This is a genomic window from Actinoalloteichus sp. AHMU CJ021 (assembly GCF_002895405.1).
Classification (GTDB): domain Bacteria; phylum Actinomycetota; class Actinomycetes; order Mycobacteriales; family Pseudonocardiaceae; genus Actinoalloteichus_B; species Actinoalloteichus_B caeruleus.
In genome coordinates, this window is sequence record NZ_CP025990.1 from 2,721,829 (window position 1) to 2,735,817 (window position 13,989).

Annotated in this window: 15 protein-coding genes and 1 pseudogene; 5 read left to right on the plus strand and 11 right to left on the minus strand. The window is 71.3% G+C overall.

The features are described 5' to 3' along the window. Positions 1-26: 26 nt before the first annotated feature. Entirely contained in the window at positions 27-2,339 is a 2,313-nt protein-coding gene (locus C1701_RS11485; protein ID WP_103055902.1) for a (Fe-S)-binding protein, read from the minus strand. 157 nt (positions 2,340-2,496) lie between these two features. Between C1701_RS11485 and C1701_RS11490 the strand changes: the two genes are divergently transcribed. Together C1701_RS11490 and C1701_RS11495 are read left to right on the plus strand one after the other, a co-directional pair. Continuing rightward, positions 2,497-2,901, plus strand: coding sequence for a DMT family transporter (locus C1701_RS11490; RefSeq protein WP_026417924.1), 405 nt, complete (start codon positions 2,497-2,499; stop codon positions 2,899-2,901). Continuing rightward, positions 2,898-3,479 (plus strand): TetR/AcrR family transcriptional regulator, encoded by a 582-nt coding sequence (locus C1701_RS11495; RefSeq protein WP_016700007.1) that lies wholly within the window; start codon positions 2,898-2,900, stop codon positions 3,477-3,479. The genes C1701_RS11490 and C1701_RS11495 overlap by 4 nt, the downstream gene beginning before the upstream one ends. Positions 3,480-3,604: 125 nt before the next feature. Here the strand turns inward: C1701_RS11495 and C1701_RS11500 are convergent, their stop codons facing one another. The 3 genes from C1701_RS11500 to C1701_RS11510 form a co-directional block, all read right to left on the minus strand. After that, positions 3,605-4,567, minus strand: a complete 963-nt coding sequence (locus C1701_RS11500) for a TetR/AcrR family transcriptional regulator (protein ID WP_051313592.1) — start codon at positions 4,565-4,567, stop codon at positions 3,605-3,607. An 835-nt stretch (positions 4,568-5,402) separates the two neighbouring features. Further along, positions 5,403-6,221 carry an LLM class F420-dependent oxidoreductase gene (locus C1701_RS11505; RefSeq protein ID WP_030106440.1) on the minus strand — a complete coding sequence of 273 codons (819 nt, stop codon included), beginning with the start codon at positions 6,219-6,221 and terminating at the stop codon, positions 5,403-5,405. 441 nt (positions 6,222-6,662) lie between these two features. Continuing rightward, entirely contained in the window at positions 6,663-7,052 is a 390-nt protein-coding gene (locus C1701_RS11510; RefSeq protein ID WP_016700004.1) for a winged helix-turn-helix transcriptional regulator, read from the minus strand. 94 nt (positions 7,053-7,146) lie between these two features. Here C1701_RS11510 and C1701_RS11515 point away from each other — a divergent pair, with 94 nt between their 5' ends. After that, complete coding sequence (locus C1701_RS11515; protein ID WP_016700003.1) at positions 7,147-7,557, plus strand: RidA family protein; 411 nt, start codon at positions 7,147-7,149, stop codon at positions 7,555-7,557. Between the two features lie 493 nt (positions 7,558-8,050). Here the strand turns inward: C1701_RS11515 and C1701_RS11520 are convergent, their stop codons facing one another. From C1701_RS11520 to C1701_RS11545, 6 genes and pseudogenes are all read right to left on the minus strand, one after another. Continuing rightward, positions 8,051-8,635, minus strand: a complete 585-nt coding sequence (locus tag C1701_RS11520; RefSeq protein ID WP_016700002.1) for a putative immunity protein — start codon at positions 8,633-8,635, stop codon at positions 8,051-8,053. A 545-nt stretch (positions 8,636-9,180) separates the two neighbouring features. Continuing rightward, positions 9,181-9,880: pseudogene (locus C1701_RS11525) on the minus strand (MerR family transcriptional regulator). Between the two features lie 247 nt (positions 9,881-10,127). Next, entirely contained in the window at positions 10,128-10,325 is a 198-nt protein-coding gene (locus tag C1701_RS11530; RefSeq protein WP_103055903.1) for a DUF397 domain-containing protein, read from the minus strand. Between the two features lie 448 nt (positions 10,326-10,773). Then, on the minus strand, positions 10,774-11,313 hold the full coding sequence (locus tag C1701_RS11535) for a cysteine hydrolase family protein (protein WP_103055904.1): 540 nt from the start codon (positions 11,311-11,313) through the stop codon (positions 10,774-10,776). A 176-nt stretch (positions 11,314-11,489) separates the two neighbouring features. Then, on the minus strand, positions 11,490-11,690 hold the full coding sequence (locus tag C1701_RS11540; RefSeq protein ID WP_035291585.1) for a DUF397 domain-containing protein: 201 nt from the start codon (positions 11,688-11,690) through the stop codon (positions 11,490-11,492). Positions 11,691-11,702: 12 nt separating this feature from the next. Next, on the minus strand, positions 11,703-11,948 hold the full coding sequence (locus C1701_RS11545) for a Scr1 family TA system antitoxin-like transcriptional regulator (RefSeq protein WP_245588719.1): 246 nt from the start codon (positions 11,946-11,948) through the stop codon (positions 11,703-11,705). Positions 11,949-12,023: 75 nt separating this feature from the next. Here C1701_RS11545 and C1701_RS11550 point away from each other — a divergent pair, with 75 nt between their 5' ends. Together C1701_RS11550 and C1701_RS11555 are read left to right on the plus strand one after the other, a co-directional pair. After that, positions 12,024-12,215 (plus strand): hypothetical protein, encoded by a 192-nt coding sequence (locus C1701_RS11550; RefSeq protein WP_016701420.1) that lies wholly within the window; start codon positions 12,024-12,026, stop codon positions 12,213-12,215. Between the two features lie 2 nt (positions 12,216-12,217). Beyond that, complete coding sequence (locus C1701_RS11555) at positions 12,218-12,799, plus strand: hypothetical protein (protein WP_337662236.1); 582 nt, start codon at positions 12,218-12,220, stop codon at positions 12,797-12,799. 63 nt (positions 12,800-12,862) lie between these two features. Here C1701_RS11555 and C1701_RS11560 read toward each other — a convergent pair whose 3' ends face one another. Next, positions 12,863-13,987, minus strand: a complete 1,125-nt coding sequence (locus tag C1701_RS11560; protein WP_103055905.1) for a protein-L-isoaspartate O-methyltransferase family protein — start codon at positions 13,985-13,987, stop codon at positions 12,863-12,865. Positions 13,988-13,989: the final 2 nt, after the last annotated feature.

The window sequence follows — 13,989 nt, forward strand, 5'->3', positions numbered from 1 at the left end:
CGCCGCGCGGGACGCCCCTCCCAGTCTCAGCTCCTGGCGTCCTGGTCGGGCAGTGGCGTGCCGGTCGACGTCTCGTCGGTGGGCACATCGGCCCGTCCGTCCGGCGTCGTGCCGGCCCCGTCGCTCCCCTGCCCCCGGCGGACGGCGGAGAGCAGCAGCTGCGCCACGTCGACCACCTCGACGTTCTCGCCGGCGGTGCCCTCGTTCTGCCGCTGGGTGACGCCGTCGGTGAGCATCACCCGGCAGAACGGGCAGCCGGTGGCGATCTTGGAGGGGGCGGTGCCCAGCGCCTCGTCGACCCGGTCCACGTTGATCCGCTTGCCGATGCGCTCCTCCATCCACATCCGGGCGCCGCCGGCCCCGCAGCACATCGACCGGTCGGCGTGCCGGGGCATCTCCCGCAGGGAGGCGCCGGAGGCGCCGACCAGCTCGCGGGGCGGCGAGTACACCTGGTTGTGGCGGCCCAGGTAGCAGGGGTCGTGGTAGGTGACGTCCTCGGCGATGGGGGCCACCGGGGTGAGCCGTCGTTCGCGGACGAGCCGGTTCAGCAACTGGGTGTGGTGGACGACCTCGTAGTTCCCACCGAGTTCTGAGTACTCGTTGGCGAGGCTGTTGAAGCAGTGCGCGCAGGTGGCGACGATCTTGCGCCGGCCGGCCGGGCGGCCCTCGAAGACGCCGTTGAGCACCTCGACGTTCTGCTGGGCGAGCATCTGGAACAGGAACTCGTTGCCGGCCCGTCGCGCCGGGTCGCCGGTGCAGCTCTCCTCCGGTCCGAGCACCACGTACTTCACGCCGGCGGTGTGCAGGAGTTCCGCGACCGCCCTGGTGGTCTTCTTGGCGCGGTCCTCGAAGGCCCCGGCGCAGCCGACCCAGTACAGGTACTCCACGTCGTCGGCGAGCTCGCCGTCGAACACGGGGACCTCGAAGTCGAGGTCCTCGGTCCAGGCGAGGCGGTCCTTGGCGTTCTGGCCCCAGGGGTTGCCCTTGTTCTCCAGGTTCTTGAACATGCCGCCGAGCTCGGTGGGGAAGTTCGACTCGATGAGCACCTGGTAGCGGCGCATGTCGACGATGTGGTCGACGTGCTCGATGTCCACCGGGCACTGCTCGACGCAGGCCCCGCAGGTGGTGCAGGACCACAGCACCTCGGGGTCGATGACTCCGCCGAGTTCGCCGTTCTCGCCCGGTTCCCCGACGAGGGGCCGGTCGGCCTCGGCGAGGGCGAGGGCGTCGATGCCGGCGAGGCGGGCCTCGGCGCCGTCGCCGGTGATGCCGACCTCGTCGCCGGCCATGTCCTTCCGGCCGCCGGCCATCAGGTAGGGGGCCTTGGCGTAGGCGTGGTCGCGGAGGGCGGTGATGACGAGCTTGGGGGAGAGGGGCTTGCCGGTGTTCCAGGCGGGGCACTGGGACTGGCAGCGTCCGCACTCGGTGCAGGTGGTGAAGTCCAGCCAGCCCTTCCAGGTGAAGTCCTCGACCTTGCCGGCCCCGAAGGTGTCGGTGTCCGGGTCGGCCTCCTCCAGGTCGAGGGGCTTGCCGTCGCTCATCATCGGTCGCAGCGCGCCGAGGGCCTGGCCGCCTTCGGGTTCCCGCTTGAAGTAGATGTTGACGAAGGCCGCGAACCGGTGCCAGGCGACGCCCATCGTGATGTTCCTGGCGACGACGACGAACCACAGCATCGAGACGAGGACCTTCGCCGTGGCGACGAGCAGGACCCCGGTTTCGAGGGCGCCGGTCGAGGCGCCGGAGAAGGCCAGGACCAGGGGGTAGCTGGCCAGGAAGCTCGCGGAGTAGGAGTCGGCGCCGAGCAGCGCGCCTTCGAGGCCCCGGAGCAGCAGCACGCACAGCGGGATCACGAGGATCACCGCTTCGACGAAGTAGGCCTGCCGGAAGTTGGACCCGGCGAAGCGGGACACGCGGTCGGGGCGGCGCGGGTGGTTGAGCTGCCGGATCACGATCAGCGTGAGGATGCCGATCAGGGTGGCCGCGGCGAAGAACTCGATCACGACCTCGAAGACGATCCAGTGCCCGATCAGCGGCAACGCGAAGGTGGGGTCGAAGAGCTGGCCGTACCCGGTGGCGAGGGTGGGGACGAGGAGGACGAAGCCGGCCGCGACGAACCAGTGCGCGGCACCGACGACGCCCCACTTCAGCATCCGGGTGTGGCCGAGTGCCTCGGTCAGCATGGTGCGCAGCCGGGACCCCCACGGTCCGTTCCTCGTCGGGTCCGGTTGCCCGAGGCGGATCGTCTTGACCATGCGGGTGATGGCGCGCACGAACAGGGTGACGGCGTACGCCGTGGCGGCGAGGCAGATCGCCACGAGGGTGAGCTGGAGAGCGCCCATGCTTCCGGCCTCCTGATCGGGACTGTTCCCCGCAGCCTAGACCAGGTTACCGGCCGGTAATAACTCCTGGCGCTGTCGGTGTGCCCAGTTTTCGCGGCCTCCGACCGTGCGGCCGTGCATAATATGGAACAAATGTTCTGATTGTTAGGGGGTTCGCATGGTCTACCTGCTGCTCGCCGTCGCGATCGCCGCCGAGGTGACCGCGACGGTCGCCCTCCGCTTCTCCGAGGGCTTCTCCCGCCTGATCCCCTCGATCATCGTGGTGGTGGGCTATGTGATCGCCTTCCGTACGCTGGCCGAGGTGCTGAAGCGGGGGATGCCGATCGGCACCGCCTACGCGATGTGGGCCGGGATCGGGGTGGCCGCCGTCGCCGTGATCGGGGCGCTGTTCCTCGGTGAACAGCTGACGCTGGTCAAGATCGCCGGCCTGGTCCTCGTGGTGGGAGGTGTCGTGCTCCTCGAACTCGGGGGCGGGCACGGCGACCCCGGGGCGTCGTCCTCGGTCGCCACCGAGGCGGACCTGGACACGGGCGGGAACGGAAGGGCGGGAGCGCAGGGGTGACGGCGGAGTCGCGGGACGGACGGGTGGCCAGGGGTGACCGGCGCCGTGCGCTGATCGTCGCCGCCGCCGTCCGGGTGGTCGAACGGGAGGGCGTGGCCGGGCTGACCCACCGCGCGGTGGCCGCGGAGGCCGGCGTGTCGCCGACCTCGACGGCCTACCACTTCGCGACCGTGGACGACCTCATGGTCGGCGCGCTCCGGGCATCGGTGGAGGACAGCGCGGGCGGTCTGCTCGACCAGGTGCGGCGGACCGCGACCGATCCGGTCCGTGCCCTGGCCGACTACGTCACCGTCCACCGGGGGCGGGCCATCGCCGAGTACGAGCTGTACCTCCAGGCGGCCCGCCGGCCCGCGCTCCGCCCGATCGCCAGACAGTGGTTGGACGCCCTCTCCGAGGTGCTCCGACCGGTGGTACCGGACGAGACGGCCCGGCGCGCCCTGGTGGCGACCGTGGACGGCCTGCTGTTGCAGTCCCTGCTGTCGGACGAGCCGCCGAGTGAGGCGGAGATGCGCGCGCTGCTCGGGCACGTCGTGCGGGTCAGCGGCTCCGACACCGGACCGGCCGCGCCCCACGGTTGACCGCCCCCTCGCCGTTGACCGAGTCGGACGGTTGACCGGGCCGATATCGGTTCCCCCGAGCCTGGTGGGCCGGCCGGGAGCTGCCGGCCAGGGCGGGGGCCCTCCGCCGGGGCGGGGGCGAGGGGTCAGGGCGCGGTCGACCCGGTGCGGCCGTGGGGCCGGGGGCGGTCGCCGCCGCCCGCCCGGCGCGCCCGGTAGGCACGCTGCTGGCAGGCACGCGAGCAGTAGCTGCGGCGCCGGCCGGTCGGCGCGAGGACCAGTTCGGCTCCGCAGCTGAGGCACCGCGAGTGGTTCCGGGGGACGACCGTCCCCGTCGCGGAGCCAGGTTCCAGCGCCTCCCGCGACAGCGCCTCCCGCGACTGGGACTCCTGGGCGGCGACCAGGGACTCGACGCCGTCCAGCAGCCTTGCCAGACCGAGTTCGAACGCCGACCGGGGCTCGGGGGACGCTCCGGCCGCCGCCACCTTGGCCAGGCTCGGGTGGTTGGTCAGGTCGAAACGCCGCCAGAACGGCGAACCCGCTGACCGCCAGCCGTTCTCCCAGGTGCCCGCACCCTCGACCGACAGCCTGGCGGAACCCCGGACGTAGCCGTCCACGGCCTGGGCCAGGTTGACCAGCTCGTCCTCCGGTAGCCCCGTCGCCAGCAGGACGTCCAACGCGGCCTCGTGGGCCGCGAGCATGTTGGGCCCGGGAACCGCCCGGTGCGTGGAGATCTCCAGGACCCAGGGGTGGCGGTGGTAGAAGTCCCAGTCCTGGCGGGCACGGGCCTCCAGCCTCGCCCGCCAGCCACCGGCCAGGTCGTAGAAGAGCGAGAGCTCCCCGTACGCGCGGTCCACCATCACGTCCACCAGGTCGTCCCTGCTGGGGACGTGGCGGTACAGCGACATCGCCGTGAAACCGAGCCTGGTCGCGACGGCGCGCATCGACACCGCCGCCAGCCCACCCGCGTCGGCCATGCCGATCGCGGTCTCCGCGATCCGTTCCCGCGTCAACCGAGGTCGACGGCCACGGTCGGAGTCGCCGGTGGTCCCCCACAACAGCGCCATGCCGTGCGCGAACGTCTCCTGGTTCGTGCTCTTCGCCGCCATCCCACGTCCACCGGTCCTCGACGATTACCCGGAGTATGTATACAGCCCACACCCGTGGTGTACGGCGCACACCTCCGCCCTCGGCGCGTCCCGTCGGCTTCGGCGTCGACTTGCGCCGCTGAGGCGGGGGCGGTGCGGATTCGGCCGGGGAACGCGGGCGCGACGGCGTTCCCGATTCCTGGCGAGCGGGGTGAACCGGAGCGGGGAGGCGATTTCCCCGAACGTCGAGGCGGCGCGGGTTGGTTTTCCCTCACCCGGCGGACGCCAGCGCACGCGCGATGCGTGGATGGTCGTCGGAAACCCGATTCCGCCGTCGTCCGCACGGGCGCTACCACGGCGGCGCGCCGGCCGCCACCGCGCGAACCGGGCCTGGTCAGCCGGTGGAAGGATGGCGTCTAGCTCGTCGGAGGGAGCCAGGCCACGCGCCGCCGAGGGGCGGCATCCCGCCACTCGGCTTCGAATGCCCACGGGCGGGAAGGGTGTCCCGCCCGCTTCCCGTGCCGGCGAGGAAGCGAGAAGGCCCGAGGAGTGGCATCGCTCCGGAGTGGGCTCACCATTCCTCGTGGGGCGAATGCGGAGTCGGCCGACGGCGGAAAGGGAAGGAGAATTCGCCGGATCAAGGGGCGGGCCTCGGTGGAATGGGAACAGGCTCAGCTCGCTGCTTTCTCCGGGCGATCGGCGCGTGACGGAACCGGACGCGGGGTTCCCTCACGCCGCCGGGGAGCGCCGGTGGCGTCCTGGCGCGGCGTCGGAGCGCCGAGACTGGCGACAGCGGGCGGGCACAGCCCCGTGACCTGGTCGTTCCTCCCGGCGGCTCCGAACGGGACGCCGGTGTTCAGGTGGAGGCGAGCGAGGCCAGGGCGTCGAGCCTGCGCAGGGTCTCGTCACGCCCCGCCGTCTCCAGGTCGAACAGGCACCGGCCCACGCCGGCCTCGGCCAGCTCGGAGATCGTCGCGGGGTCGTCGGGAGTGCCGAAGACGGTCACCGGCAGGTCCCTCCCGGCCTTCGCCCGGACCTCGGTGACGCGGGCCGCCAGTCGTGGCGTGTTGGCCCGGGGCAGCCATCCGTCCCCGTACTCGGCCAACCGGCGGAGCGCCGCCCGGCTCTCGCCGCCCACGTAGATCGGCGGATGCGGCGTCTGGACCGGCTTGGGCCACTGGTAGATCGGGTCGAGGTCGACGTGCTCGCCGTGGAACTCGGCCAGTTCCTCGGTCCAGATGCGCCGGATGGCCAGCACCCGCTCGTCGAGGAGGGCGCCCCTGGTGGCCGGGTCGGTGCCGTGGTTGCGCATCTCCTCCTTGTTCCAGCCGCCGCCGACGCCCAGGATCGCCCTGCCGTCGGAGATGAGGTCCAGGCTGCTGACCTCCTTGGCGGTGTGGATCGGGTCCCGTTGCGGGATCAGCGCGATCCCGGTGGCGAGCACGAGCCGCCGGGTGACGGCGGCGGCCGCGCTGAGCACCACGAAGGGGTCGAGGGTGCGGTAGTACTTGCGTGGGAGCTCACCGCCCTCCGGGTAGGGGCTCTCCCGGCTTGCCGGGATGTGGGAGTGCTCGGCCAGGAACAACGCGTCGAAGCCGCGCTCCTCCAGGGCGGTGGCCAGGTCGACGGGGCGGATGCTCTCGTCCGTGACGAAGGTGGAGACTCCGAACTTCATCCTTCGAGGGAAACACGATCCGCCCGGCGGCGCCGATGTCCACGAGGACGAGCTGATCCGTGCCAGCACCGGCGGCGGTCCGCGGGTGTCAGCTCGCCGCCCGGACGTCGCGACCAGGGCCGGACGGGCGCGCGCTGGCGGTGAGGGGCGGCCCGAGGCGGACGGGCAGCCCGACGCCCGTCCTGGTGCTCGCGAGTCGAACGCCGGCATGCCCAACGGTCGCCCGACACCGACACCGACACCGACACCTGGCCCGGCGCTGCTGCTGTCGGCGCCCTCGCCGGTTCTCGCCGAAGCGGTCGGGCGATGCGCGTCCTGGGACCACCGGTCGCCCGGACCCCGGTGGTCGCGTGGGGGCCCGGGTGGCAGGCGAGGCTGGGGCAAGTCCCACCAGCACGACGTCGAGGTGCTGCGCCACCCGGGGACGGCCAGCCGCTGGTGCTACCCGCTCGCTGGGTCGGCCTCGTCGTCGAACCGGGCCCGAGCCCGGCGGACGGCCGGCAGGTTCGTCGAGCTCCAGCCCAGGAGGGCGTCGATCAGGTCCTGGAGTGTCTTCCCGAGCGGCGCGATGTGGTACTCGACCGCCACGGGACGGGTGGCCGTGACGATCCGTTCGACCATGCCGTTGCGTTCCAGCCGGCGCAGGGTGGTGGTCAGCGACTTCTGTGTGACCAGGGGGATGGCTCGGCGGAGCTCGTTGAAGCGGCGCGGGCGCTCGCACAGCGTGTCCAGCACCAGCAGCGACCACTTGTCGAGCACCTGGTCCAGCAGTTCGCGGTGTTCGGTGGTGACCTTCGGGTGCTCCGGGGCGGAGGGGGTGGTTTCCTGCACGACACCTAGTCTCGTTGAAGTGCCCTTCGGATACCAGGTACACATTCGATACCAGCTGGTTCCTGCTCGTGTTCCTCGATCGAAAGGGCGAACCATGGCCGTGCGGCTGTTGACACCCGAGGGAATGTTCCAGCCGGTCCCGTACCACCACGTCTCGGTGGGCACGGGATCCCGGCAGATCCACGTGGCGGGTCAGATCGCCCGTGACGCCGAGGGCAACCCCCTCGCCACCGGCGACCTGGCCGGGCAGGTCGCCCATGCCCTGCGCAACACCGCGCGGGGCCTCGCCGGCGCCGGCGCGACCTTCGCCGACGTCGTGCGGCTGCGCTTCTACGCCGTCGCCTGGGCGCCGGACAAGATGGATGCCTTCGTGGCCGGGATCCAGCAGGTCGCGGACGAGATCGGGCTTCCGAGCCCGCTGCCCCCGGCCTCGCTGATCGGCGTCGACTACCTCTTCGAACCGGACGTCCTCGTCGAGGTCGAGGCCGACGCCGTGCTCGACTGACGCCGTCCGGAGGGCCGGGTCCCGCGTTCCCCCGAACGAACGCTGGACCCGGCTCGGTGGCGGTCGGCTGAGGTCCGGTTGGCCGGATCCCGCCCGGGCGGGAGGCCACGCGGTGGCAGGTCCGGCCGGAGGTCATCGCCGGGGACGGCCAGGGTCCGAGCCGATTTCGGCCAGTGCCCGCGCGGTGGACGTCCCCGCTCCGCCAACTCTGCCCACGCGGCGCCCATCGCTGGAAGGGAGCGAGCTGGGCGGAGGCCACGGACAGGGCACGACGGGGGCAGGACGGCGCCAGGAGCCCAGCGTGTCCAGACCGATCAGGTGGCAGCTGCCGGTCGTGCGGCAGGTCAGCGGTGTGGGGCGAGCGCGCCCTGGCGGTGGCACCGGGCCCGGCAGCTCCGCGCGTTCCACGCCGAGAAGATCCTCCAAGAGCTTCCTCCCGGCCGGTGTCGCCGGCCCCCGAGTGACGGCAGGGGCGGGCCCTGCGCCAGTCCGATCAGGACCGGACCGCGTCGCTGCCCGCCGCCAGCTCCCGCAACGACGTGTCCAGCGCGCGTAGGAGCTCACCCACCCGGCCCCCGCCTCCCGGGGCCGCCGGGTAGCGGGTCAGGACGTCCACCACGAGGGGGCCGGCCAGTCCCCGGGCCCGGACGAGGTGGTCGGCGGCGACCCCTGGGTCGCCACCGGCGTCGAGCTCGAACGCCCGCGCCGCGTGGGCTGCCGAACCGAGGATGTGCTTGACCTGGGTCGCCTTCGCCAGGGGGTGCAGGAACGCCGCGCTGGCCGAGGCGACCGCGGCACGCGCTGCCTCCCCCGCCGACGGTTGCCCGGCGTCGCGGGCCTCCTGGTACGCGCGGAGCGCCGCCCAGGCGCCGTCCCGGATCACCTTCGTCCGCCTGGCCCCGCCGGCGAACTCCCGCGCGGCGTCGATCGCGGCACGCGGACGCGGGTCGTCGGGACGGTGCCGTTCGAATATCGCCAACGCCGGAAGGGCGCAGGCCACCGCGAAACCCGCGACCGCGCGCAGGTCCGCCGTGCTCAGGTCGACCGTCAGGCTCTCGTCGGTACCGCCGTCATCCACTCCTGCGACCGTATCGTTGGAGTACCGGTTGAGCCTTGGCGACGGGAGTGCCAGCACGGCGTGGGCGGAGTGTCGAACAGGGAGGCACCGCAGAGGTGGGTGGATCGCCGTTCGGGCGCGTGCCCGCTGGCGGTTCACCCCGCCGCCGATCCGGCCCCCAGCGGAGCGTGCGGCCGGCGCGACCGCCGTCCACCACGGCCGATCCACGTGCGGCACATCCCGGTAGAGCAGGTGCGGATCGGGGATCGAGTACGTGGGCAGCCACCGCTGGAGCCAGCGCGGATCGACGGGGACGCCGGTCTGGCGCTCGAGCTGCGCGAGGCAGGTCGGGCGGGCGAGGTCGAGGTCCACGTCAGGGCCGAGCGCCCACTCCGGGCGGATCTCGTGCTGGTGTGGATCAGGCGCACGAGGGTAGCGGTGATCGAACCAAGCGGTGATCCTGCCGTTCAGCGCCTGCGTGACGAGCCCGACGCCGTTCATGTTCCAGTACACGCTGAAGAAGGCGCCTCCGCTCGCCGAACATCGACGGGCGATTTCCGGGAACCTCAGCTCGTCCTCTCGACCAGGGAGAGGTAGGCGTCGAGTTGGGCTGCCCCGGCGAGGAGGTGGCGGCTCCGGGCGGTCAGCCGGCCCCTGCCAGGAGTCGAGGAAGTCGGCCAACGCGTCCGGGTCGCCCGCCTCACGCAGGGATTCGAGGAACCGGGCGACCTGGTGCAGCAGGTAGCCGCCCCGGCGCAGCTGCCGTGCGATCTCGGCGTCGCGCACGGCGTCCGGCCCGTACTCCCGGTGCCCCGTGGCCCGGTCGCGGGTGGGACGCAGGATGCCGGCCGTCTCCCAGGTGCGCAGCGTCGCCGGGTGCAGGTCGAGCCGGCGCGCGAGTTCCCCCACGGTCAGCGCACGCCCCCGGATCGGGGTCGGGGCACCGGTGGACAGGGCCTCGAGGGCGGCGGCGACCTCGAGGCGGGTGTCGCGTTCGGTGAACAGCGCGACGTGTGCCGCGTCGAGGAGCCGGTAGGCGGAGTCGCTGTCGCCGCGATGGGTGGCCCGCATGATCTCCGCGGCGGCCTGGTGGCCGTGCCCGCCGCGCAACGCGAGGAACGCCCGGAGGGCCTGCGCGTGCAGCGGGGTGTAGCGGCGGTAGTCGCTCCCGCTGCGTTCGGCCGGCGGGAGGACGCCGGCGTCCTCGTAGTTGCGGATCGCCTGGGTGGACAGCCCGTGCTCCCGAGCGAGGTCGACAGGACGCACGGGGTCCTCCTCGTGAGACTTCGACTTCCGCGAACGGGGTAGTTCCTCGCCCGGATATCAATGGAATTCCCAAGGTTACCGTCGGGGGCTGCCCGCACCGCGAGGAGCGAACGTGTCCACCGCCCCCACCCGGTGCTCTCGGTCAACATCAGCCACGGCGTGCGTTCCGTACCGGGTATAGGGAACTCGTCGAACGGATCCACGCGCACAACGTGGACCGGGGCGGCGGACCGAGCGGGCAGCCAGCTCAGACGCCGTCCCGCTTCAGGGAGCCGACGAAGGCGGCGAACACCTCGTGGTCAAAGAGCAGCGTCCCGCCAGCACGGTTCTTCGTGTCCCGCACAGCCACCACGGTCGACGTGGAACCCACCTCGACACAGTCGTCGGAACCGTTGCTGCTCCGACTCGACTTCCGCCAGTTGGTCAGGGTCATGTCAGCGTTCACGCGCCACGTCCTCGGAGAGGGGAACCACGTCGGCCGGGAGGTGTGGTGCGACCCGCGTGGGTTCCCGGTTCGGCAAGTAGGGACAGGTACCCAGCTTGCCTGTCCGTCGGAGGGTTGGCTATCAGTCGACTCGGTACGCCGCCGCCCCTGTATGGCCTAGCACGGTGACCAAGCTCCTCCGTAGCCGTCTCGGGTAAGGCTCGCGTTGACGGCTGGGCGGGGTGCCCGCCGGCCCGGTGGGTGGTTGGCCGGGTGGGGCCAGGAAGGACCCGCACCTGCGGTCGAACGCTGGTGCCGCCCCTGTCCGGCGACAAGCGGCGCCGAGTGCGCCGAGTGAGGTCATCCTCTAGTGAGTCGAAGGTCCCGCTTCGCTCGCGGCGTCGCTGGGCCGGGAGTGGCCGCTGAAGGTCCGGACGTACCGGTCACGAGCGGAGACCGTGGGCGAGTGTCACGCGGGAGTGGGAAGTGCCGCGCAGACCTCGTCGATGCTGCTGATCTGCCGGCGGCCGACGAAGCGCCGGAGCACCAGCAGCCCTGCCTGGTGCGCCTCCTCACCGGCATGGGAGTAGCAGGCGTCGTGGACGACCACCGGGGTGTGCCCCAGCTCCCAGGCGTCGGCGGCGGTCTTCATCACACAGCTCTCGGTGGCGATACCGGCAATGGTGAAGCGCGTCCAGCCCCGCGCGGAGGCGAGCGCCGTGAACTCCTCGGTGAAGGTCGAGTAGTAGGTCTTGTCGATGACGTGGTGTCGGGCGGCGTAGGGGACCAGTTCCGGAACGATATCGGTTTCGGGACTGCCTTGAAGTCGGGTCCAGCCGATGAGGCGCTCGTACTGGCTGCCCGGAACGTTGCGGAAACGTGTGAACACAATGGGCCGACGTGCGGCGTCCCACCGCCGCACTAGGCGTACTACGCGGTCGATCACCGGCTCGGACTTCGGACTGATGAACCCGTTTTGCATGTCGATGACAAGAAGTACGTCAGTCATGGCAGCTCCTCCCCTCCCCGAGGGGCGGCTATGAATCGACGTGGTACGCCGGCGCCCCTGTTTGGCCTAGCACGGTGACCAAGCTCGTCCGTGGCCGTCTCGGGTAAGGCTCGCGTTGACGGCTGGGCGGGGTGCCCGCCGGCCCGGTGGGTGGTTGGCCGGCGGGCCGGTGGGTGTCAGAGGCGCTCTGCTTTGATCGACATGAGGAAGCTGCTGAAGGCCTCGCGGCTGACGACGAGGGTGCCCCCGGCGCGGTTCTTGGTGTCCCGCACAGCCACCACGGCAGACGTGGCCCCAACTTCAACGCAGTCGTTGGCGCCGTTGCTGCTCCGACTCGACTTCCGCCAGTTGGTGATGTCCTGCAAGGAACGTTCCATCGAGCTCATCTCCTAGATCTCTTCGTAGCTTGCCTGAAGTAGGGCACGGCTTTCGTCCTCGGCCAACGATTGGGCGACGACCCGCTCGAACGCTGCCGCGAACTTCTCCAAGTAGGGCGGCCCGTCGTACCACTGGCCACTGACGAACGTCTCGGTGTAGGCAAAAGTGGTCACAGGTTCCCCCACGTCCAGCAGCATGAAGGACGTGCCAAGCGGGGTGTAAGCACCTGCTGCTCGCGATAGGATCTGGAGCCGCACGCGTTCGGCCCCCAGGCCCTGCGGGCCTGGGGGTTCCGGGGCCAGGTCGTCCTGGCCGCCCTGGGCACCGCCGCGATGCGTTCGGAGGTCAGCACGGCCGGCCGCCTGTACTACCTGCTGCCCCGTGACCCCAGTCCTGGTCCCACCGGTGTTCCCGAGCTGGCACGGGGGCCGCTGCGGTGTCGGCACACCGCCGAGGCCCAGGCCGGTGAGGGGTTCCTCCTCGCGTCCCAGTTGTTGCCCGACCCCGTGCTGAGCGGGACGTGACCATGGTGAACGACACGTCTGATCCCGGCCGTCTGTTGGCTTCGTCGGGGGCCAGGCCCACCAGCACGGTTCACGCCCACCCAACCGCAGCGGACAAGGACGCGGCCGCCCGTGATGGGATCACCGGGGCGTGGATCACCCGGTGCGCGGTGCGCACCCCGATCGTGGGCCGCCTCTACGGTCACGTCGACCTCGATACCGGTCACGGGCCCCTCGTCGCCCCCGGCCTGCGCTACCTGGTGGGTACCTTCGACCACCGGCGGACGGTGCTCTGCGGCGCGGTGGTGCGGCACTACGCCGAGTTCGACGACCTCTCCACTCACACGATCGCCGAGATGCGGGACCTGGCCCGGCGGTGGCGGGTGCGGGACCTCGTTCCTCCGCCGACCACGCTGAAACGCCGCCGCCGACGCGTCCCGAGGTGGGCGCGGGTGCGGTTGTGGTCCTGGGAACCCGAGGTCGAGCTGGACGTCAGCTATGTGGGTCGGGTCAGCTTCAAGCACGCCGACTGGGCCCGCATCGGCTCCCACCCGGCCGGCACGCCCGGCGGGGACGCCACCTCCGCCGTCCCATCCAGCCAGTGACGGGCTGTCCCGCCCCAGCGCCCGTGGCTCGACATGATCAGCTTGAGGCCCGCTCGTGGAACGTCACGAGGACACCATCCACTTGCATGGCACCCAGAGGGGTTGCTTGCTCATGGTGAGCGACAAGGTGGCGGTGAACCGTGTGAGCGCTGGCCGGCCCGAGCTCACCCAGGCTCGAACGAGGGAACGCAGTTCCTCCGGAACCCGCGACTCACCCGTGAACGTGATGCTGCCGTCGTCCTGTACCCAGGCGGTCCCACGGGGTGTGCGCAGTGCGCAGGCACCTGCGGCGGTGTTGACGGAGTCGTCGGCCATGTACGCGCGGGTGATCCTCGGATCGTGAGCCGCGAGGAAGACCCACAGGTCGTGGTAGTCGGCGTTCCCCCGGGCGGGGCTGGCATCAGCAATCCGGGTGGCCGGGGCGGACGGGAGGTAGTCGGCTGGGTCGTGGCTGACCAAGTCGACCGGTCGCAGGGGGCCGGCAGCCGGCATGAAGTCTGCCCACAGGAGTACCTTGGCGCTCACCACGTCGCCGCCGCTGCTGACCGCCAGGACTGGGTGCACGCCGCCGTGCGCGACCGGTGCGAGGATCAGGCCACCAGGTACGAGCTGGTCCAGCCAGTGCGGAGAGACCCCAGCCACCCCGCAGGTGACGACGACACGGTCGAACGGCGGCTCGGATGGTGCGCCGAGGTAGCCGTCACCGTGAACGACTCTGACCCGGTGCTCGAGATCGAGTCGGCGGATCGACTCGGCAGCACTCTGGGCTGTCGCCTCCCCTGCCTCGACAGTGACCACGGGACCACCCGTTATGGCGCTGATCAACGCGGCGTTGTAGCCGGTGCCTGCCCCAATCTCCAGCACGCGCATGCCCGGACGGAGGTCGAGAGCGTCGAGCATCCGAGCCATCAGGGTCGGTGCCGAGGACGACGACGGCGGGTCACCATCCTGCCCGGTACTGGTCAACAGCGACCTGTGCGAGTAGATGAGGTCAAGAACCTCGTCGCTGGGGAGTTCGTGCTGGGACACGCGGATTCGCGTCGGTCCATGGCGGAACTCGCGGACGCAGCGATGCCTCGCCACGGTGGAGAACGCGTGCTCGACGTCGGCTGATCGGATGGCACCGGCGTTACGCAGCGAAGCGGCGAACTCGACAAGCCTGGTCTGGAGTGTCTTGGGCACGGACACGG